The 22,142-nt window shown below is 53.3% G+C and carries 19 protein-coding genes; 12 read left to right on the plus strand and 7 right to left on the minus strand.

Annotated features, from left to right (window positions below):
• The 10 genes from pilQ to MK323_01670 all read left to right on the plus strand — a co-directional run.
• A partial coding sequence (gene pilQ / locus MK323_01625; protein ID MCH2480863.1) for a type IV pilus secretin PilQ occupies positions 1-1,025 on the plus strand: 1,025 nt, incomplete at its 5' end.
• A 66-nt stretch (positions 1,026-1,091) separates the two neighbouring features.
• On the plus strand, positions 1,092-1,622 hold the full coding sequence (aroK, locus tag MK323_01630) for a shikimate kinase AroK (GenBank protein MCH2480864.1): 531 nt from the start codon (positions 1,092-1,094) through the stop codon (positions 1,620-1,622).
• Positions 1,610-2,689, plus strand: coding sequence for a 3-dehydroquinate synthase (gene aroB, locus MK323_01635; GenBank protein ID MCH2480865.1), 1,080 nt, complete (start codon positions 1,610-1,612; stop codon positions 2,687-2,689). Before aroK ends, aroB begins: the two co-directional genes overlap by 13 nt.
• A 327-nt stretch (positions 2,690-3,016) precedes the next feature.
• Positions 3,017-7,618 carry a glutamate synthase large subunit gene (gene gltB, locus MK323_01640; GenBank protein ID MCH2480866.1) on the plus strand — a complete coding sequence of 1,534 codons (4,602 nt, stop codon included), beginning with the start codon at positions 3,017-3,019 and terminating at the stop codon, positions 7,616-7,618.
• A gap of 53 nt (positions 7,619-7,671) precedes the next feature.
• A complete protein-coding gene (locus tag MK323_01645; GenBank protein MCH2480867.1) occupies positions 7,672-9,234 on the plus strand; it encodes a glutamate synthase subunit beta in 1,563 nt (520 codons plus the stop codon).
• 4 nt (positions 9,235-9,238) lie between these two features.
• A complete protein-coding gene (gene pyrF / locus MK323_01650) occupies positions 9,239-9,946 on the plus strand; it encodes an orotidine-5'-phosphate decarboxylase (GenBank protein MCH2480868.1) in 708 nt (235 codons plus the stop codon).
• A gap of 5 nt (positions 9,947-9,951) precedes the next feature.
• Positions 9,952-11,010, plus strand: a complete 1,059-nt coding sequence (hemE, locus tag MK323_01655; GenBank protein MCH2480869.1) for a uroporphyrinogen decarboxylase — start codon at positions 9,952-9,954, stop codon at positions 11,008-11,010.
• Positions 11,011-11,214: 204 nt separating this feature from the next.
• A complete protein-coding gene (gene lpxD / locus MK323_01660; GenBank protein MCH2480870.1) occupies positions 11,215-12,231 on the plus strand; it encodes a UDP-3-O-(3-hydroxymyristoyl)glucosamine N-acyltransferase in 1,017 nt (338 codons plus the stop codon).
• A gap of 142 nt (positions 12,232-12,373) precedes the next feature.
• On the plus strand, positions 12,374-13,627 hold the full coding sequence (locus tag MK323_01665; GenBank protein MCH2480871.1) for an inorganic phosphate transporter: 1,254 nt from the start codon (positions 12,374-12,376) through the stop codon (positions 13,625-13,627).
• A 9-nt stretch (positions 13,628-13,636) separates the two neighbouring features.
• Positions 13,637-14,305, plus strand: a complete 669-nt coding sequence (locus MK323_01670; protein MCH2480872.1) for a TIGR00153 family protein — start codon at positions 13,637-13,639, stop codon at positions 14,303-14,305.
• 45 nt (positions 14,306-14,350) lie between these two features.
• Here the strand turns inward: MK323_01670 and MK323_01675 are convergent, their stop codons facing one another.
• Genes MK323_01675 through MK323_01685 form a run of 3 tightly spaced genes read right to left on the minus strand, consistent with a single transcriptional unit; the run spans position 14,351 to position 15,929 of the window.
• Positions 14,351-15,028, minus strand: coding sequence for an aquaporin family protein (locus tag MK323_01675; GenBank protein MCH2480873.1), 678 nt, complete (start codon positions 15,026-15,028; stop codon positions 14,351-14,353).
• Between the two features lie 3 nt (positions 15,029-15,031).
• Positions 15,032-15,553, minus strand: coding sequence for an arsenate reductase ArsC (locus tag MK323_01680; GenBank protein ID MCH2480874.1), 522 nt, complete (start codon positions 15,551-15,553; stop codon positions 15,032-15,034).
• A 28-nt stretch (positions 15,554-15,581) separates the two neighbouring features.
• Positions 15,582-15,929 (minus strand): metalloregulator ArsR/SmtB family transcription factor, encoded by a 348-nt coding sequence (locus tag MK323_01685; protein ID MCH2480875.1) that lies wholly within the window; start codon positions 15,927-15,929, stop codon positions 15,582-15,584.
• Positions 15,930-16,161: 232 nt separating this feature from the next.
• Between MK323_01685 and MK323_01690 the strand changes: the two genes are divergently transcribed.
• A complete protein-coding gene (locus MK323_01690; GenBank protein ID MCH2480876.1) occupies positions 16,162-16,866 on the plus strand; it encodes a hypothetical protein in 705 nt (234 codons plus the stop codon).
• 3 nt (positions 16,867-16,869) lie between these two features.
• Here MK323_01690 and MK323_01695 read toward each other — a convergent pair whose 3' ends face one another.
• The 4 genes from MK323_01695 to MK323_01710 form a co-directional block, all read right to left on the minus strand.
• Positions 16,870-17,772 carry an MBL fold metallo-hydrolase gene (locus MK323_01695; protein MCH2480877.1) on the minus strand — a complete coding sequence of 301 codons (903 nt, stop codon included), beginning with the start codon at positions 17,770-17,772 and terminating at the stop codon, positions 16,870-16,872.
• Between the two features lie 20 nt (positions 17,773-17,792).
• Positions 17,793-18,509: an arginyltransferase gene (locus tag MK323_01700; protein MCH2480878.1), complete on the minus strand. Its 717-nt coding sequence runs from the start codon at positions 18,507-18,509 to the stop codon at positions 17,793-17,795.
• Positions 18,506-19,207 (minus strand): leucyl/phenylalanyl-tRNA--protein transferase, encoded by a 702-nt coding sequence (aat, locus tag MK323_01705; GenBank protein ID MCH2480879.1) that lies wholly within the window; start codon positions 19,205-19,207, stop codon positions 18,506-18,508. Before aat ends, MK323_01700 begins: the two co-directional genes overlap by 4 nt.
• Before the next feature lie 101 nt (positions 19,208-19,308).
• Positions 19,309-20,517, minus strand: coding sequence for a GNAT family N-acetyltransferase (locus MK323_01710; GenBank protein ID MCH2480880.1), 1,209 nt, complete (start codon positions 20,515-20,517; stop codon positions 19,309-19,311).
• Between MK323_01710 and MK323_01715 the strand changes: the two genes are divergently transcribed.
• Positions 20,517-22,136 (plus strand): NAD+ synthase, encoded by a 1,620-nt coding sequence (locus tag MK323_01715; protein ID MCH2480881.1) that lies wholly within the window; start codon positions 20,517-20,519, stop codon positions 22,134-22,136. The two genes, MK323_01710 and MK323_01715, sit on opposite strands and share 1 nt — an antisense overlap.
• Positions 22,137-22,142 lie beyond the last annotated feature (6 nt).

Below are 22,142 nucleotides of genomic sequence, written 5' to 3' on the forward strand. Positions count from 1 at the left end.
CGTCACTCCAGATGACAGAGCTGGAACCGTTGATCTCCGAGCTGATTCAGATTAATTATGCTCGCGCCGAGGACATTGCCGATCTGCTTAAATCTATACGGGCGGTCGGTCCAGATGTCGAGACCAATAGCCTGCTGTCAGATCGCGGAAGTGTCACGGTTGATGCCCGGACAAACACCCTGTTGATTCAGGACATGGCTGGCAAGATTCTAGAGGTGAGAAAACTGATGTCCGAGCTGGATCGACCGGTGAAACAGGTGTTGATCGAAACTCGTATCGTCATAGCTAACGAGGATTTCAGTAGAAATATTGGTGCTAAACTCGGGTTTACGGGCATCAACGACAGTGGTGGTTCAATTATAGGATCGGGTTCTCTGTCAAACACCGCTACCGTGAGAACGGACGGCATCAGCGCTTCAGGCGATGGTTCTCTCAGCGTCAACTTGCCGGCCGCCGGGATCAATGGCGTGTCGCCTGCTTCATATGCACTGACGCTTGCCAAGGCGGGTGCAGGTTGGGCAGCATTGATTGACCTTGAGATTTCGGCTTTAGAAGCAGAAGGCAACGGGAAAATTGTGGCCAACCCTCGATTAATGACTGCCGATCAGCAGGAAGCACATATCGAACAGGGTCAGGAACGGATTTTTACCACGACTACAGAAGGCGAAGGCAGTGTTGTGACTAAAAAGGCTGTACTGAGCTTAACGGTGACTCCTCAGATTACCCCAGATGATCGTGTAATCCTCGACGTTTTTATCACTAAGGACTCTTTTGTCTCGCCAACGGAAGAGAGCATTAACACCCTGAAGGTTAGAACACGGGTTCTGCTTGATAATGGAGAAACTGTTGTCATAGGGGGTATTTATGAACATCAGTCGTCTGAAACTGTCAGCAAGGTTCCGCTGCTGGGGGACTTGCCTGTAATAGGCGTACTTTTCAAGAAGAAAGGAATCCTCCATAATCGTAGGGAGCTTTTGATCTTTCTGACACCGAGAATCATTAATCCTGCGCTGACAGCAGGCTGATAACCAGTGTACTTGGTGGCAACCCTCTATTGCGGTGGGCAAAACAGAAATGCCCTGTATTAAGCTATGACAAATGCAAAAAACATATATCTGGTTGGGCCCATGGGTGTGGGCAAAACCACAATCGGCAAGGCATTGGCAAAAAACCTGACCCTGGAATTTGTTGACTCTGATTACGAGATTGAACAGAGAACCGGGGTCACCATTTCGACGATATTTGATATAGAAGGCGAGGATGGATTTCGGAATCGTGAAATCCGCATGGTCACAGAACTCGCCGAGCGCAAGGGGATTGTTCTGGCGACAGGTGGAGGTGCTGTGATGAGTGAAGACGTGCGAAAAGCACTTCGTCACAATGGGCTTGTGGTTTATCTCCATGCCTCTATCGACATGCAGATGGATCGAACCCGAAACAGCAAGAATAGGCCACTGCTCAATACTGGTGTAGATCGGCGTGAGGTTCTCGAGCAACTGATGCAGGAACGGGAACCGATGTACCGGCAGGAGGCAGATGTCGTCTATGAAACCGATGGTCGTTCGCCCCAGACCGCAGCCAGAGAAATTGCTGGGGAGGTCCGGAAACTTTGGCAATTCTGAACGTAGAACTCGGCGAACGAAGCTATCCAATCGTTGTCGATTCAGGGTTGTTGTCTCGTAGGGAGCTTTTTCAGCAGTATGTGAACGCCAATGAAGTCATGGTCGTAACTGACGAGACGGTTGCGCCTTTGTACCTCGATAATCTTCTTAGTACGTTGTCTGGATTTAACGTGACCTGCCATGTGTTGCCCGATGGTGAAGAACACAAATCGCTTGCGACTCTGGCAGAGCTTTTGGATACGATGGTGGTCGCACCATGCAGTCGCGAAACCACGCTGATTGCGTTGGGCGGTGGGGTGGTTGGGGATATAGCAGGATTTGCAGCATCCTGTTACCAAAGAGGTATCAACTATATTCAGGTTCCGACTACATTGCTCGCGCAGGTCGACTCAGCTGTGGGCGGGAAAACCGCTGTTAACCATGCACGTGGCAAGAATCTGATCGGCGCGTTCTATCAACCGACGTGTGTAATCGCTGATACCGATACGCTTTCCACACTTGACTCAAGGCAGTTGTCTGCTGGCGTTGCCGAGGTGGTGAAATACGGATGTATTCGGGATGCAGGATTTTTTGTCTGGCTCGAGCAGAACATTGATAAATTGTGTCAGTGTGATGTCGATACTGTTTCTCACACCATAATTGAGTGTTGCCGCAATAAGGCCGAACTGGTTGCCACTGATGAAGTCGAGCAAGGTGACCGGGCTTTGTTAAACCTGGGTCATACCTTTGCACATGCCATTGAAACTGCAACCGGCTACGGCGCATGGCTGCACGGTGAGGCGGTCTCCGTGGGGATATCCCTGGCCGCTGATATGTCTTGCCGGCTCGGGTGGCTGAAAGAGGAGGATGCTGAACGCATTCGGGTGTTGTTGCGACGCGCCAAACTGCCCGTGTGTGCACCGGCAGATATGACAGTAGCAGATTTCATGCGCAACATGGCCCTAGACAAAAAGGTCGCTGCCGGTCGAATTCGGCTGGTTCTGCTTAAAGCCATCGGCGAGGCCAAGCTCGTATCAGATTATCCTGATGATGTCCTCGAGGCTGTGCTGGAAAGTGCTGCGGCCTGATGAACGAAGTGGTTGTTAAGCGAAAAATCTACAGCTAGTCGCGGCAAAAAAACCAAAAACCAGATAGAAGCTGTGTGTGAAAAGTGCCGGGTAGCGTGTCTGACAGACCGCACCGTCCGCGTGCTTATTTAGTGTGCTTCCCTCGTATTTGTACCCGTTAGAACCTATAGCTATACTTAAATTGTGTGGCCGTGTGGTCACCACGTAGAGGCTGTTCCCCTGCCTGTCCGCCGAACTCTGGCGACACCGATTGATCAAAGACACCGGATTCGGAGGCCTTTGACCCTCAGAATCCGGGGGAGCAGATGACGCCAAAGAATACTGCAAATGGATAACCGCTTCAGACAACCCAGACGGCCTGTCGGACTTTATCGCCCCGAATTTGAACACGACAGTTGTGGTGTCGGTTTTGTGGCCCATATAAAGGGTGAGTACAGTCATTCGATCATAGATGATGCCTATACCGTTTTGAAAAGCATGGATCACCGCGGTGCGTGCGGAGCTGACGAGAACAGCGGAGACGGCGCAGGGATATTGACAGCGCTACCACACCAGTTTCTTCAACGGGTTACTGAGCAGGAATTTGGGGCACGCTTGCCAGAATCCGGAAGTTACGGTGCTGGTATCGTATTTCTACCGCAAGTGGCAGAAGAAAGGGAGAAATGCAAACAGACCGTGGAATCGATTGTTGTGGATCAGGGCCAAACAGTCATCGGCTGGCGCCCTGTGCCGACGTGTGCTGATGAAGCCGGAATTGGTCGCACGGCGCGACTGGGTGAACCGCACATAGAACAATTGTTTATTGGCGCGAAGTCTGTTGTTGATCGCGATGCGTTTGAACGAAAGCTTTATCTTATTCGAAAGCAGGCCAGTCGTCTTTTACGCGGTGACCCGGCTATGGTACAGGCGAACATGTTCTACATCTGTTCGTTGTCGACCCGGGTGATGATCTATAAAGGCATGCTGCGTACGTTGCAGTTGATGGACTATTTCCCAGATCTGAGTGCCCCGGACTATACCACTCACTTGGCGATGGTCCACTCGCGGTTTTCGACCAATACGTTTCCAAGCTGGGATCGGGCCCAGCCGGGGCGATTCATGGCCCACAACGGTGAGATCAACACGCTTCGTGGCAACATCAACTGGATGCGGGCACGTGAAGGAGTGATGCACAGCACGCTGTATGGAGATGATCTCCAGTCAGTGTTCCCGGTGGTAGAACCAGACTGTTCCGATTCGGGCAATTTTGACAATGTGCTGGAATTCTTGCTGATGACGGGTCGGACTTTACAGGGTGCCATTATGATGATGGTGCCGGAGGCGTGGCAAAAGCATGAGACGATGTCACAGGGCAAGCGTTCGTTCTATGAGTACTATTCGGCCTTGATGGAACCCTGGGATGGGCCAGCATCCATTGCTTTTACTGACGGCCGATATATCGGTGCCTTGCTTGATCGTAATGGGCTTCGACCGAGTCGTTACTACGTAACCCATGATGACAGGGTCATTATGGCCAGTGAGGTCGGTGTGTTGCCCGTGGCTGTGGAGAACATCAAGGAAAAAGGACGGCTTCAACCCGGACGAATGTTTCTGATCGATTTCGAGCAGGGACGACTGGTGCCTGACGAGGAGCTGAAATCAGAATTTTCTCAGAAGCGGCCGTATCAACAATGGATAGAAGCTGGAAGAATTCAGCTGTCTGATCTTGCGCCCGCGCCGGATGTGCCCGGGCTGGGCTCGGACACGCTGTTACCGCGGATGAAAGCATTTGGATATACCGCCGAAACCCTGCATTTCATGCTGATTCCCTTGATCACAGAGGCCCGGGATCCTGTCGGATCGATGGGAAATGATTCTGCACTGGCCTGTCTGAGTGATCAGCCACGTATGTTGTACGATTATTTCAAACAGCTTTTTGCACAGGTTACGAACCCCGCGATCGACTCTATACGCGAAGAGATTGTAATGTCCCTGACATGCTACGTTGGGCCCGAATATAACCTGCTTGAGATCTCAGATCTGCACTGCAATCGTCTTCTGATTGAACACCCGATACTGACCAACGCCGAGCTTTCGGGGCTGAAGAGGATTTCTCATCGTGATTGGAAGTGCCAGGAAATCGATATCACATTTCCAGTATCGACGGGGGAAGAAGGCCTGTTTGCAGCGCTCAAGAGGATCTGTACCGAGGCTGAGGATGCTGTCGATCAAGGCTTTCAACTGCTGATACTGTCGGATCGCAATGTTGGAACCGATTGTGTTGCGCCAAGCATGCTTCTGGCAAGCAGTACGGTGCATCAGCATCTGGTACGCAGGGCAAAGCGTACCCGGGTCGGCTTGATCGTTGAATCCGGGGAACCTCGGGAGGTACACCATCACTGCCTCCTTATCGGTTACGGCGCAGATGCAATTAATCCATACCTGGCTTATGAAGCACTGTGGCAGGTCAGCCGTGATGGCGGTATTGATGCTGCTCAGTTTGCCGATGATGATGCTGTGGTCGAGGCTTACCGAAAAGGTGTCGCAAAGGGATTGTTCAAGGTGATGGGCAAGATGGGCATTTCTACACTTCAGTCGTACAAAGGTGCGCAGATATTCGAGGCAGTAGGACTTGCCACAGACGTTGTAGATTATGCGTTTACAGATACCGCGAGTCGTGTGGAGGGGGTTGGATTTGAAGTTCTGGCACGGGAACTGTTTCGCCGTCACGAGCTCGGTTATGCGGCAAAGGTCGATTTCCAGCCCTCGGAACTGCCTAATCCGGGCGAATTTCACTGGCGGGCCGGTGGCAGCAAACACGGCTGGACGCCGCGGATAATTGCCGACATCCAGCAGGCTGCGCGCGATAATGACAGGATGGCTTACGATCGATTTGCCGAGCAAGTCAACAATGAAGCCCAGAGCCGTTACACGCTTCGGGGCTTGATGGAATTCAAGCCCTCGACCAGCCCGGTTGAGATTTCGGAAGTTGAGCCAGCTGCTGGTATTGTGCGTCGATTCTGTACCGGTGCGATGAGTCTTGGTTCCATCTCCAGCGAAACGCACGAGACTCTGGCTATCGCGATGAACCGGGTAGGTGGCAAGAGCAATACCGGTGAAGGGGGAGAGTCTTCCGAGCGGTTCAAAACTCAGCCCAACGGTGATTCAAAACGTTCAGCGATAAAACAGGTGGCATCGGGCCGGTTCGGGGTAACGGCGTGGTATCTCACCAATGCAGATGAACTGCAGATCAAGATTTCGCAGGGGGCCAAGCCAGGAGAAGGTGGAGAACTACCAGGCAACAAAGTCGATGAACATATCGCCCGGATAAGGTATTCAACACCCGGAGTCGGTCTGATCAGCCCGCCACCGCATCACGATATTTATTCTATCGAGGATTTGGCACAGCTGATCTACGACCTGAAAAACGCCAATCCGTCGGCAAGGGTCAGTGTCAAGCTGGTATCTGAAGTCGGCGTGGGAACGGTTGCAGCGGGCGTTGTCAAGGCACACGCTGATCACATTCTGATCGCAGGAGACGCCGGGGGTACAGGTGCCTCACCACTGACCAGTATTAAGCACGCCGGATTACCCTGGGAACTGGGAATTGCGGAGACCCACCAGACCCTGGTGATGAACGATCTTCGCAGCCGTGTCGTGTTGCAGACAGATGGGGGTATGAAAACAGGTCGTGACGTGGTGATTGGTGCATTGCTCGGTGCCGAGGAAATCGGATTTTCAACAGCACCACTGGTCACGCTCGGTTGTATCATGATGCGAAAGTGCCATCTGAATACCTGTCCGGTAGGGATCGCAACGCAGGATCCGGTATTGCGTCGAAATTTTGAAGGCCTGCCCGAACATGTCGTGAATTACCTCTTTATGGTGGCAGAAGAAGCACGGGGTTACATGGCGCAACTGGGGATTCGAACTTTTAACGAACTGGTCGGACGGGTCGACTTGCTGGACACCAAGGTGGCGGTCGACCATTGGAAGGCCGACGGTATTAATCTTTCACCGGTGTTGATGCCGGCACCCAAACCAAGTGCTGACACGGGTGTATTCTGCCAGATTGAACAGGATCATGGTCTGGATACCAGCCTCGACAGAACGCGGTTACTTCCTCTGTGTAAAAAGGCCCTGCAGACTGGAGACGTTGTACAGATTGAACTTCCAGTGGCCAATACAAATCGTACCGTCGGTACGATTCTCAGTCATGAGGTGGTGAAGAAGTGGGGTGAGCAGGGTCTGTCCGATGACACCATTGTGATTCGACTAGCCGGCTCGGCTGGGCAGAGTCTCGGTGCTTGGTTAGCACGCGGTGTCACAATTGATCTTAAAGGTGATGCTAACGACTATGTCGGCAAAGGTCTTTCGGGTGGTCGGATCGTCGTGTCTCCGCCGGATGGTGCTGGTTTTTCTGCCGAGGACAACATTATTGTCGGAAATGTCTGTCTGTATGGAGCGACGAGTGGAAAGGCATTTTTCAGAGGTAAGGCCGCTGAACGCTTCTGTATCCGCAACAGTGGCGCGACGGCTGTTGTGGAAGGTGTTGGCGATCACGGATGCGAGTACATGACCGGTGGGCGCGTCGTTGTTCTGGGTTCGGTTGGCAGGAATTTTGCAGCAGGAATGTCCGGCGGTATAGCTTATGTATGGGCACTCGATCGCGATAAATTAAAGGTTTACTGTAATCTCGACATGGTCGGTTTGGAGAGTCTTTCAGGCAACGATGTCGATGAACTGGAGGAAATGATTCAATTGCATCACCATTACACCGGGTCGGACGTTGCGGCCAGGCTGCTCGCCCAGGGTCGGGAGACGATGAAGCAGCAGTTCGTCAAAGTGATGCCGACCGACTACAAGAGAATTCTTGAACAAGTACAGGGTGCATCAACGGGTGTTTCTGCTCGCAGCGCTCAGTCAGCCCCCAGGCAGAGGCTGGCTTAGGCCTATCTCCGGTTCAGGTCATTAGTCAGGCGCGAAATTCCTGGTGTCTTGAAATGGGAAAACCGACAGCATTCAAGGACATTGTACGGGTAGTGGTACCGTACCGACCGCCTGCAGAACGTCTGCATGATTTTGAAGAAATCTTTACCCCTGGCGACGATGGACATCTGCAGTCGCAGGGATCAAGATGTATGGATTGTGGTGTACCGTTCTGTCAATCTGTCGACGGCTGCCCGATCGACAATTTGATACCGGAGTGGAACGACCAGGTTTATCAGGGGAACTGGCGCACTGCGCTAGACCGCCTCCACCAAACCAACAACTTCCCTGAATTCACCGGCAGGGTGTGTCCTGCACCATGTGAAGGCGCGTGCGTGCTCGGAATTATCACTCCAGCAGTCACAATCAAGAACATCGAAAATGCGATTGTTGATCGCGGTTTTGAAGAGGGCTGGATTGTGCCGCGGCCGCCGTCGCTAAGAACCGGTAAAACTGTCGGCATCGTGGGCTCAGGTCCGGCAGGTCTTGCCGCAGCTGATCAACTGAACAAAGCTGGACACAATGTAACGGTTTACGAACGTGCTGACCGTATTGGTGGCTTGCTGATGTACGGCATTCCTCATATGAAACTGTCCAAATCAGTGGTCGATCGACGTGTAGACCTACTGCAGGCGGAAGGTATTGAGTTTCTGACTGGGGTTAATGTAGGTCAGCCTGAAGATTATCCAGCAGGTCACATGGTATCGATAATGACCGAGGGTGGCGTCGATGTGTCTCAGCTGGACAGCATGGAACTGGTCAGTCGGCACGATGCCGTTTTGCTGGCCACCGGGGCGACCGTAGCGCGCGATCTTCAGATACCAGGACGTGAGCTCTTGGGGATCCATTTCGCAATGGACTATCTGACACGAAATACCCGCAGTCTGCTCAACCATGGGCATCACAGGACCACTGCAATATCGGCCCACGACAAGCGTGTGATTGTGGTTGGGGGGGGTGATACCGGGGCAGACTGTATTGGTACCGCGCTTCGACACGGCTGTCGGAGCATGATCAATTTCGAACTGCTGTCCAAACCACCCGCTGAACGTGCTGCAGGGAATCCGTGGCCCCAGTGGCCTCTGATCTATCGTACAGAATACGCCCACGAAGAATCAGCGAATCGGTTTGGCGAGGATCCCAGGCGTTTTGCGTTACTTTCAACGGCATTTATCGACAACGGGAAGGGTCATGTTGCGGGCATCAAGACCGTACAGGTAGACTGGTCTCAGCCGTCTGACAATGCGCCATTCAGTTCGGTTCCTGGTTCAGAAGCAGTCTGGGACTGTGATCTGGTCTTGCTGTCTCTGGGTTTTCTTGGTCCCGAACATGGCATTTCCGATCCGCTGGCGCAGTCATCCGATATTGATGATGCGAAGTGGCTGACCTACACCGAACGCTCTACCTATAGGGCTGAACAAGGCAGCTATGCAACGGGTATGCCCGGTGTGTTTGCAGCAGGTGACTGTCGTCGGGGTCAGTCTCTAGTAGTCTGGGCAATCAACGAGGGGCGCAGCGCGGCGCGGGCAATGGATATCTTTCTTATGGGCCACAGTTCCCTGCCGTCGCCAGAATAGATCTATGGCTCCTCAAGCCGCTATCCCAGCCGAAGATCGACTGATCGTGGCGCTCGATGTGCCCACGGCATCTGCTGCGAGGGAGTTGGTGAATGTACTCGATGACACCGTTGCTTTCTACAAGGTCGGTCTGGAACTGTTTATGAGTGGCGATGCGTTTGGACTCGTTAACTGGTTGGCGGAGCGCGATAAGAAGGTGTTCGTCGATCTGAAGTTCTTCGACGTGCCGGCTACGGTCGGCCGCGCCGTCAGTCAGCTCAACGGTTTGGGGATCACGTTTGCCACGATTCATGGAAACGATGCGATCATGCAGGCAGCAGCCGCTGCGGCAGAAGATGTGGGGATTCTGGCGGTGACCGTGCTGACCAGCCTTGACCGAGGAGATCTCAGAGATCTCGGTTTTGACTGCGATGTGTCAGAGTTGGTGGTTTCCCGAGCCCGGCGCGCTATGGCACACGGATGCGCGGGTGTTGTTGCGTCGGGTCAGGAGACAGCACTATTGCGGCGTGAATTAGGGAACACGTTGCTGATCGTGGTCCCTGGAATAAGACCTGTCGACAATGAGGATGACCAGAAACGCACGGTATCAACGGAACAGGCGTTGAGGGATGGTGCAGATTACCTGGTTGTGGGTCGACCGATCAGAGATGCGACCGATCCCAGAGCAGCTGCAGAGCAGATTCAGGAAGAAATCTACAGGACGGCCAGTTAGACGGAATGACCAAACTACGTAATGACAGGTTGTTGCGTGCCTTGCGGCGTGAACCCGTTGATAGCACACCGGTTTGGATCATGCGTCAGGCCGGGCGTTACTTGCCCGAATACCGGGAAACCCGGAAACAGGCCGGTGATTTTCTACGACTCTGCAAAACCCCTGAGCTTGCCTGCGAGGTGACGTTACAGCCTCTCAGGCGCTTTGACTTGGACGCCGCAATTGTGTTTTCGGATATCCTGACTATTCCGGATGCGATGGGGTTGGGCCTGAGTATCAATGAAGGAGAAGGTCCCCGTTTCGAACGACCGATTGATTCAAAAAAAGCCATTGAAGTTCTGGGGGTACCGGAGCTGGAGGATGATCTGGGTTATGTCATCGAGGCGGTCCGTATGATTCGCCATGAGCTTGGCGGATCAGTGCCACTGATTGGCTTTGCCGGCAGCCCGTGGACACTGGCGACCTACATGGTAGAAGGACAAAGCACCCAGGATTTTGCGCGGATCAAAGCGCTGATGTACGAGCAGCCACACGCGCTGCATGCGCTATTGGATATTTTGACTGAATCGGTCGGCGGTTACCTCGCTGCCCAGGTTGGGGCCGGTGCAGACGTATTGATGGTATTTGATACCTGGGGTGGCGTTCTGCCACATGCCGAGTACCGTGAATTTTCGCTGTCAGCGATGCGCCGTATTGTTGAAACGCTTAAAAGCGATGAGTTGACCCGACATATTCCTGTGATTCTATTTACCAAGGGTGGGGGTCAGTGGCTGAAAGAGATGGCGGACTCAGGTTGCGATGCGCTCGGTTGCGACTGGACCACGTCACTTACTGTTGCCCGGAAAGCGGTCGGCGAACAGGTGGCACTGCAGGGCAACTTGGATCCAGCCGTGCTCTATGCAAGACCGGAGGTCATCGAGCGTGCCGTCGAGCGCGTGCTGGATGATTTTGGTGTGGGGCACGGTCACGTGTTCAATCTAGGTCACGGAATTACGCCAGGTGTTGATCCGGATCACGTCAGGGTTATGGTCGACGCTGTTCATCAAAAGAGCCGCCGAAACTGAATGTTGGACTTTGGGGATTCCAGACCCGCCTGGCCCTTGAGTATTTCCAGCGGCTTAATCGCTATAAGCGCAGTTCAGCTTATCGGCTCGTCCGTGACGCAGGCGCAAATGCAACCCTATAATCTGTTGTTAACGATCAGGGGCGGGTTAAATAATGCTCTAGTCGGCGGGGACTGATCGATAAACAAACAGAGTAACGGTTACATCAGTGTGAAGCTTGAAGAACTAGCAGTGGTTGTCGGCGGACAGTGCCAGGGTGATGGCGAGATTGAAATCACCGCTATGGGGACGCTGCAGGGTGCCGGGTCGAGTGAGATTACGTTTCTTTCAAGTTCAAAACTCAAGTCTCAACTACAAGCTTGTAATGCGGCTGCCGTGATCCTGCGTCAGGAGGATTGTTCGGCTTGGGATGGAGCCGCGATCGTCTGTGACGATCCCCACGCAGCCTATGTGCGGATTGCACGGGTTCTGGACAGCACACCCAGGCAGGAACCTGGTATCCATCCGTCCGCAGTTGTTTCCGATCAAGCGACAGTGGGGGAGTCGGTATCCATCGGGGCCAACTGTGTTATCGAGGCGGATGTGGGAATTGGCCGGGGTGTTGTACTTGGGCCAGGATGTGTCGTCGGTCGAGGTGCGGAACTCGGTCAGGACAGTCGATTGACTGCCAATGTCACAGTCTGTCACGGTGTGCACATCGGACAACGGTGCGTCGTACAGAGTGGGACGGTATTGGGCAGTGACGGCTTCGGCAATAGCCATGAAGACGGTCAGTGGGTCCAGATTCCCCAGCTGGGCGGGTTAAGCATTGGAAACGATGTTCAGATTGGCGCGGGTACTGCCATAGACCGAGGTGCCTTGGGCGATACAAAGATCGGGAACGGGGTTGTCATCGATAACCTGGTTCACATCGCACATAACGTGATTATCGGCGAACACACGGCGATTGCTGCTTGTGTGGCGATTGCCGGCAGTACGGTTATCGGCAGTCGCTGTACCTTAGCGGGTATCGTTGGGGTCGCGGACCACGTGACCATTGTCGACGGCGTGCACCTCACCGGCATGGCCATGGTGACCGGTTCCATATCAGAAGCCGGCGTGTATTCATCCGGTACTGGCCTAATGCCAAACCGTGAATGGCGGCGCAGTGCAGTTCGGTTTAGACAACTCGACGAGTTGGTCAAGCGACTGGTGGTCCTGGAGCAGAAGATTCTTGATTAAGTTGTTGATGTCTGCCTCAAAAAGAACAAACTAGTTGGGCGGGTAACGTGTCACAAAATGATAACAATAAGTCGATTCGCATGATTGGAATAACCATTAACGCGCTTGAACTCATTGTTGGCGGGTCGCAAGGACAGTGCTGATAGAACTCATCTCTGAAATACCGATTGTGTTATGGATTGCCGGAATCCTGGCGCTGTACATGGCCTGGGCGATCGGTGCCAATGACGTTGCTAATGCAATGGGCACCAGTGTGGGATCAGGAGCACTTACCGTGTGGGGTGCGATTCTCGTCGCTGCGATATTTGAGTTTGCTGGTGCATTTTTCGCAGGTGGACATGTTACAGACACTGTGCGCAAAGGTATGCTCGATTTATCTCTGCTAGGCCATGACCAGCTGATCTACGGTATGCTGGGGTCGCTTGCTGCAGCTGGAACGCTGCTGATAGGCGCAACCTGGTTGGGTCTGCCGGTTTCTACAACCCACTCGATCGTGGGTGCGATCGTTGGATTTGGTGTGGTCAGCATCGGGCCTGAAGTGGTCAATTGGGCGAAGATTGGTCAAATTGTCTTATCCTGGGTGACGTCGCCGCTGATTGCAGCGGTGATTGCTTTTGGCATTTTTCAGATTACCCGTGCAAAGGTGTTAGATACAAAAGACCCTGTGGTGCAAATTCGAAAACTGGGTCCCGTGTTCTTTTTCTTTGTCTTTTTTATCATAGGGTTAGTGACGTTATTTAAAGGTCTAAAGCCCTTGAAGCTCAACCTAGATCTGACCGAAGCATTGATGGGTTCGGTTCTATTGGGCTGCGTAGGTGCAGGCGTTGGCATATTTTTTATACGGCGAGTAGAACTGGGTCAGGAAGATCCGAAACATCGTTTCAGTCGTGTTGAAAAGATATTTGTAGTGCTCCAGATTCTCACGGCTTGTGCGATCGCATTTGCACACGGCTCCAATGATGTTGCGAACGCGATCGGCCCCTTAGCGGCTATCAGCAGTTCAGTCAGTGGCGCAGACTTAGGCGGGAAAGCGTCAGTTTCACCCTGGATGTTGGCGATTGGTGGGGTTGGAATTGTGTTCGGCCTTGCCACCTGGGGCTATCGTGTGATGGAGACTGTGGGTAAGCGCATTACAGAACTCACACCCAGTCGAGGTTTTGCGGCCCAACTTGCGGCCGCAACCACAATTGTAGTTGCGTCTCGAATGGGTATACCGGTATCGACGACGCACATCTTGGTCGGTGCAGTGCTGGGTGTAGGGCTCGCTCGGGGTATCAGTGCACTGGACATGCGTGTAGTCGGCAAAATCATTGCATCGTGGGTTGCTACATTGCCGATCGCAGCGGCATTATCAATGTTCTTCTATTTCTTTTTTAAAGGCCTGTTGATGGGCTAGGAGATAATTATGGCGTGGATTGACAAGCTTGTCGGAAAATCGCCAATCGGCCCCATGCAGAAACACATGCAGGTGGCCATACTCTGTGCGCGAGAGGTAATACCGCTGCTGGAAGCAATGGCAGCAGCTGATGACCAGGGTATTCGTGACCGTCGTGCAGAAATCGATCGATTGGAGCACGAAGCGGATCAACTCAAGCACGAGATTCGCAGTCATATGCCCAGACGTTTTATGATGGCAATGGACCGTCGAACGATGCTTGAGATTCTGGACTACCAGGACTCGATAGCGGATGTAGCTCAAGACATCGCTGAGTTGGCCGATCAGCGCGGCATGCATTTACCGGAATTGCTTAGAGAGCCTGTCTTGTCGATGGCCCACAGCGTGTTGGTGGCCTGTGAACAGGGCCAGCGAATTATTGATGAACTGGATGAATTGGTTGAAACTGGATTCGGTGAAGGGGAAGTCGCCCGGGTAGACGAGATGATCAGGGAACTGGGTCGACTCGAGAGTCAAACGGATGCCGATTTGGACCGGGCTGCGCGAGCGCTTTTCTCGATGGAGACGGAACTGGGGGTTGCAACCGTCTTCTGGCACCAGATCATTCTCTGGATTGCGAACCTGGCCGATTTGGCTGAGCGGGTCGGTAATCGTCTGCGGCTGCTTATCGCGAACTGACCAGGTGCTTTCTTGACGAATCGGATCAGGTTGAGGTGATTGAGTCTATTTAAGTTCTGACGGTCGGAAGACAAGCCAGCCAATAATGATCGTTGCCACCACCGCACCAACAAGCTGGGCGAGTATGAAACCCGGCGCATGTGCTGGATAGATACCACTGAAAGTATCGGTGAGGCTGCGGGCGATAGTGACGGCAGGATTGGCGAACGATGTTGAAGCCGTGAACCAGTATGCGGCTGTGATATACAGGCCGACCATGTAGGCCACCGCTTCGGGTCGCCAGCGTAAGGTGCCCAGGATTGTCGCGACCAGCCCAAAGGTTGCCATTCCTTCGGAAAACCACTGGCCACCACCCGTGCGTATGTGGGTGGACAATTGAAATAGTTCCTGCTCAAACATTAGGTGCGCCGACCAGGTGCCGATGATCCCTCCGATTACCTGCATAACAACGTAGGTGAAGGCCGTGCCGATGGTGATTTCCCGACGGATGAGAAAGGACAGGGTGACTGCAGGGTTGAAATGGCCACCCGATACGGGTCCAAACACAGTGATGAGTACGACCAAGATGGCACCAGTTGGAATGGTATTGCCCAGTAGGGCGATTGCAACGTTGCCGCCTGCAAGGTTCTCCGCCATGATTCCGGACCCCACTACGGTTGCGAGGAGCAAGGCTGTGCCTAATGTTTCTGCGACTAGCCGTCGTGGCAGGTCAAACTGTGGCATGACTTAAACAGCTTCCTGTGTTGATGGTGCGATACTTGAACCGATCGCCACAAGCTGCGACAGTAGTTCAGCTTTGTCGGATGAATCGATAACTAACTGAGTAAAGGCGCTTATCTGTTTGCTCAGTAGGTGGTAGGTGAGACTAAAGGCCTGTGCAATATCATCATCCGATCCTTCAACTGCAGCAGGATCTGGCAGTCCCCAGTGCACAGTCATCGGCTGACCGGACCAGATTGGGCAGGTTTCAGCTGCGGCGTTGTCACAGACTGTGAAAATAAAATCGATCTGGGGTGTAGTTGTACCCGTAAATTCGTCCCAACTCTTCGAGCGCAGGTGGTCGGTGGGGTGGTCCAGATCCCTCAGCAGGTTCAGCGCTGCGGGGTGAATCTCGCCACGGGGAAAGCTGCCCGCACTGTAGGCTCTAAATTGTCCACTACCCATTCGCTCGAGTATTGCTTCAGCGAGGATGCTGCGCGCAGAGTTGCCGGTACAGAGAAATAGCACATTGTAGTTCGTTGGAATCATACCAACCTCTTCTACGGACGTTACACAACTAAGCGGTTGCAGTGCCCCGGCGAGCCGGTGGTGACGAGAGCAGTGGCCCACACAGCTCAGGTTTGCCGTTGCAACAATCCTGAATGAGGTGATTGAGTAGTTGTTGGATGCCGTCAGGGTCTATGCGGTAGACAATTGAGCGTCCAAAGCGGGTGGAGCCCAATAGGCCAGCGCGTGTCAGGATGGCCAGATGTGTGGAAAGCGTGTTGTGGGGTATCGCCAGTTTGTGGGCGATAACTCCGGCCGCGAGACCATCGGGACCGTTACGCACCAGGAGCCTGAACACCTGTAGGCGACTGGTTTGCGCAAGTGCAGATAAAGCATCGACCGCATGAGTTTCGTCCATATTTCTAGTATTATCGAAATAGAATTCCGTTGCAAGCTTTGGGTTGGAGATTATTGGTCAGTTCGACGGAATCTGGCCGCACACGGTCTGGGGCGCATACAATGCGCCTTCGATGGTAAGGGCACGCCGGATCATATGGCCCAGGATGGTTTGGCTGCAGTCATCAAACTGGGAGCTGTCAGCGTGCGGCCGATGTTTAATCGACGTCTCGGAACCGATTTAGGAGCACGCTGTGTACCAAAACCTGGAATCTGGCGGTAATCCTCCGCTGCGGGCCGCCAGTGAGCCTGTGGTCAGGCCCAGAGATGCCAGTTCTCTGATCATAACTCGGCGGGAACGACAAAAGATATTTGTGCTAATGGGTCGGCGTAGTCCAACAGCACGGTTCATGCCCGGCGTTTTTGTTTTTCCAGGCGGCGCAGTTTCTTCCGGTGATGGCCGGGTGTTGCCCGCTGCCGAACTTGATCCCACCTATGCCCCCCTAATGGGGATTGGCAGATCCCACAGCAGGGCCCGGGCGCTGGCGATGGCAGCGGTTCGAGAGACGTGGGAAGAAACCGGGTTGCTCGTTGCTGTGCCTGGCAGGTTCAACGGCAGCCGAACGGCCTCTTGGCAGGCCATTCGATCACTCAACCAGGTCCCTGACTTGCGGCATCTGCGCTATGTGGGTCGCGCCATTACGCCGTCATTCAGCAAGATCCGTTTTCATGCCAGGTTCTTTACCGTCGATGCCAGTCATCTTAGCGGTGAGCTGCGGGGAGACGGCGAGCTGGTTGAAGTGGGCTGGTGGAATGTCGCAGATCTTAACGACCTGCCGATGCGAGGAGTAACCCGGTTTATGTTGGATCGTGCTGTCGCGCTTGTCCGCGGTGAGATCGAAGAAAGACCCGCGCCCATTTTCCGTTGGCGCGGCAGCCGCCGAGTCGCCTGGCGTTGAGGCCTACCTTAGGCACCTGAAAAATGTATCGGAACCGCTGCCTGCGATAGGCTGGACTTCACCCAGTCGCTCCAGGTGCTGGAGGGATGCCAGGGTCGACAGGCCGGCTGCGCTGTGCAGCTCGGGCTGAATATCAGGATACATCTTGGGAACCATGTCGGTGATGCGGAGATCCTCTGATTTTAACAGCGTGCAAATTGTCTCAATGCGCTGTAAGCGGTGTTCAATCAGGGCAGTGAGGTAGGGGAGAGGGTCTTTGATTGGCGCACCGTGTGTGGGCCAGAAGCAATCTTCAGTTCGTGCCAGGAGTTTTTCAAGGCTGGACAGATAATCTGTCATATTGCCGTCTGGCGGTATGATGACGGTCGTAGACCAGCCCATGATATGGTCACCGGTGAAAACTGCATTACCCTCGTTCCAGGTATAGCACATGTGGTTGCTGGTATGTCCCGGAGTGTGCTGGCACTCCAGTGTCCAGCCGTTGCCGGCGATACGCTCTCCATCGCCGACCTGTACATCTGGAACAAATGCACGGTCAACCCCTTCCTCCAGTGCTTCTGCAGCGCTGCTTGCAGAACCTCCATGAGGACCATAGGCGTAAGTGGGGGCTCCCGTTGCTGCTTTCAGCGGTTCAGCCGCCGGTGAGTGATCACGGTGGCAATGGGTGACAATGATGTGGGTAACCTGCTCGCTAGAAATACTGTCAAGCAATGCCTGAACATGGGTTTGATCATTTGGTCCCGGGTCGATTACAGCGACTTCACCTTCGCCCAGTATGTAAGTACCGGTTCCGTGGAAGGTGAACGGGCTCGGGTTCCTGGCGGTGATACGGCGAAGGCCTGTAGCAACCGGTTCAACGACACCATAGGCGAAGTCATGGTCTTTGAGAAAAGGAATTTCGACCACGTGGGCTGTGATCTCGCTTGTCAGTCGACAGTGATCCAGGTATTGGCCTCGGGATGAAAAGCTTCAAGCGGTCGGAAGCAGGATTTATACGACATTTTTTGGCAGTCCTTAATCCAGTATCCGAGATAAAGCCAATCGTACTCGATACTTCGCGCAAGTTCGATCTGTTTCAGGATAGAAAAAATACCCGGGCTTCGATGAATTTCGTCCGGATCATAAAAAGTGTAGACAGCGGATAGACCGTTGGCCACATGATCCATCACTGACACGGACAGCAGTCGACGTCCGATCCGCAGTTCAAGAATAAAGGTATCGATGTTTGAATTGATCAGAAACTGCTTGTATTTTCCTGGGTCCGGGTCATCCATACTGTCGCCAGTATGACGATCTGACTGATAACGTCGGTAAAGCGAGAAGTGTTCCTCGGTAAATCTAGCCGTTCGCAACTCCGTCGTCACAGCAGCGTTACGCTTCATGGCGCGCTGTTGTGAGCGGTTGAATTTGAATTCTTGTACCGGGATCCGGACTGAACGGCACTGGTCACACTGCGGGCAATGAGGTCGGTAGTAAAGCGTACCGTTACGGCGGAAACCATTGTCAATCAGGCTGTCATACAGAGCAGGGGTGACATCGAAGCGTGGGTCAACCAGGAGATTTGCCGCTGTCCGATCCAACAGGTAGGGACAGCGGTGCTGTGTTGACTTGTATAGGTCCGGGGCAGACTGTTGACGCGTCATAGTAGATCCAGACTGTCAAAACAGTAGTTCCAAATGTCAGGCTGCGATTCGACCGCAAGCGCAGCCTGCAGTTGTCCCGAAAACCTGGCGCGGGGGATATTCTGGGCACCCAAAGAGAAAAGGTGCTTTGAGGGCACCTGGCAGTCAATCAGTTGAAAGTTCTTCTCAGAAATAATTCTGACCAGTGCAGTCAAGGCGGTCTTGGACGCATCTGTTGAGCAACTGAACATGCTTTCACCAAAAAACACTCCCCCAATTGCGACACCATACAGCCCACCAACGAGTTTCATCTGATCCCAGACTTCGAGCGAATGTGCATATCCTGACTCATTAAGCGTCGTGTAGGCTTTGATCATCTCTGGCATGATCCATGTACCACTGTCATCGCTGCTGTCTCTCGGTTTGGCACAGGCCTGAATTACACTGCTGAAATTTTGATCACTTGTAACGCGGTATCCTCGGTGGCGCAGTGTTTTCTTCAAAGAGCGACTTATCTTGAGTGCATCGGGATAGAGTACAGTCCTGGGATCGGGTGACCACCACAGTATGGGTTGGTCGGTGCTGTACCAGGGAAATATTCCCCGGCGGTAGGCGCTGAGCAGTCGCCCGCTGCTGAGGTCACCACCCATTGCAAGCAGGCCCTCAGGTGTGGCTGCTTCAAGAGGCGGAAAAGTATAGTGTTCAACTGGTCCTGACATTGTGACTCAGATTCTAGCGAAAAAATTCAGTTGGTGTTTAACGTCTCAATCAGCCTATAGCTGTTGCTGGTTAGGCTGTAGATTTGCAGGTTTTATATGCACTAGGTACGTTTAAAGGGGGAATGCTGTTCCAATATATCGGTGTAGCGCTCGATTTCCTGCTGTTCCTCACGGGTATAGCGCTGTATGGCATCGTGGAAGCCGGTGTGGCTGAGCCAGTGCGCCGACCGGGTGATGGTCGGCATCAGGCCTCTGCTCAGTTTGTGTTCTCCCTGAGCACCTGCCTCAAAAATTGGGAATCCCTGTTCAATGCAGTATTCAATTGGGGTGTAATAGCAGACCTCAAAGTGAAGATCCGGAATCTGTTCTACCGAGCCCCAGTAACGGCCATACAGGGCGCTGTCAGCACAAATAAAAAATGCAGCCGCAACATCTCGTTCGCCGCGCCGTGCCAGTAGCAGTCGAACCTGTGCAGGCATCGTTCGGCACAGTGTTTCAAAAAATTCCTGGTTCAGGTAAAGGAACGAGCCGTGTTCCGCAATCGTTTGGTGATAACAGGTGTAAAAGAACGACAGCTGCTGTTCGCTGATTTCATCACCACGGAGCCAGCACAGGTTGACTCCCGCATCACGTACCCGGCGTCTTTCGCGCCTGATATTTTTTCGTTTTTTCGACGACAAGGACTGTAGAAAGTGTTCGAAGCTCAGGTATTGCTGGTTACGCCAGTGAAACTGGTTACTCGTTCGATCAATGAAGTCCTGGGTTCGAAAATACCGGTTGTCTGATTCGGTCAAAAACAAGCAATGAATAGAAGAAACCTCGAGTTTTTTGCCAAGGTTGCGCAGTCCCTGCACCAAGGTGGATGCCAGCAGATCGCGGTTTTGTCGCGGGTGAGTCAGCAGTCTTGGTCCTGTTATCGGCGTAAATGGTACTGTGGTTACTAGTTTTGGGTAGTAATCAAGCCCTGATTGCTGGTACGCTCTTGCCCATGCCCAGTCAAAGATGAATTCACCGTAGGAGTGATACTTAAGATAGCAGGGCATGGCACCAATCAGATCGTTACCCCGGGCCAGTGTGAGGTGGCAGGGCGACCAGCCGGTATCATCACAGACTGCACCACTTGTCTCCAGTGCATGCAGAAACTCATAACGCAAGGTGGGCGCATCGTGCGGTACAACACGGTTCCAACTGTGTGAGTCAATCTCCTGGAGACCCTTGTGTATTGTGAGAGTCAGCCCGGAAGAACTATTATCGAACTCACGGCGCTGTTCAGGGAGTTCTGAGGTGCCATTATCTTGACCAGTGATCAATGAAAACACTCCTCATCGGGCTTGCTCAGTTCAATTTTCACGTTGGTGATATTACCGGCAATGTTCGCCGAATTGTCAGCGCCTGCGAACAGGCTAAGGACACGCTGGGGTGCAGAATTGTGGTTTTCCCCGAGCTTGCGGTTACCGGCTACCCACCTGAAGACCTGCTTTTCCGCCAGGATTTTCTGGAGGAGGCTGAATCGGGTGTCACTGCTATTGCTGCCGCAGTTCATGACGTGTGTGTGGTGGTAGGACACCCCAGCCTGGACGGTGGGTTTGTCCGAAATTCGGCATCGGTGATAGACGGTGGTGAAATCATTGCCAGGTATCACAAGCGGGAACTCCCAAACTACAGCGTATTCGACGAAAAACGATACTTCAAGTCCGGTGACGAGTCCTGCGTGGTATCGATTGATGGGGTAGCAGTCGCGATCACCGTTTGTGAAGACATTTGGCATCCTGGACCGACTGAGGAAAGCATCGCCGCAGGCGCGCAGATCATACTCAATCTTAATGCTTCTCCGTTTCATGTCCACAAAAGGGCCGTACGGGAAAACGAGGTTGTGGCCGAACGTGCAAGATCCGGCCGAGTGCCGATTGTTTATGTCAATCTCGTCGGCGGTCAGGATGAACTTGTATTCGATGGTGGCTCATTCAGCGTTAACCGCAGTGGTGAAGTGGTACAGCGGAGTCCGATTTTCGTCGAGCATCTGGCGTCTGTGGCCTACTGCAATGGCGATCTCACTGCTGTGGCATCTGAGAGCACAGCTGGACTGCCTGAAGTTGAAGAAAGCGTCTACCAGGCGCTGGTTACGGGAACGAGGGATTACGTCCTGAAAAATGGATTTCAAGGTGTTGTACTTGGACTGTCCGGAGGCATCGATTCTGCACTGACCATGGCGATTGCCGTTGATGCGCTCGGGCCGGAGCGTGTGCAGGCCATCCTGATGCCCTCACGTTATACACGGGAGATCAGTGTTGACGATGCCCGACAGGAGGCACTGTCTTTGAGGGTTGAGCACCACACCATTGAAATTGAGTCTCTGGTTAATGCTTATGACCGCGAACTCGCGACCCTGTTTGAAGGGTATGGACCCGATACCACGGAAGAAAATCTGCAGGCAAGAATTCGGGGGAACCTGTTGATGGCGATATCCAACAAGACAGGCCGCCTGGTGCTGACAACGGGTAATAAGAGTGAAATGGCCGTAGGCTATGCGACACTGTACGGGGACATGGCTGGCGGTTTCGCGGTCATCAAAGATGTGCCAAAGACGTTTGTCTACCGTCTGGCCCGCTATCGTAATGAAATATCTGCAGTGATTCCGGACCGGGTGATCACGCGGGCCCCTTCTGCTGAACTGGCGCCGGATCAGAAAGATGAAGACAGCCTGCCACCTTACGATGTGCTGGACCCTATCCTGGAAGCTTATATTGAAAAAGATCAGTCACCCACACAGATCGTCTCGGCTGGCTATGACGCGGTGCTGGTGGATCGGGTCATCGGCCTGGTTAATCGCAACGAGTACAAACGCCGGCAGGCGCCTCCAGGAGTGAAAATTACACAGCGTGCATTTGGTCGGGATCGACGCTACCCGATCACTTCCCGCTTCCGTTAGACCCGG

This window comes from Gammaproteobacteria bacterium, assembly GCA_022450155.1.
In the GTDB taxonomy this organism is placed as follows: Bacteria; Pseudomonadota; Gammaproteobacteria; order Arenicellales; family UBA868; genus REDSEA-S09-B13.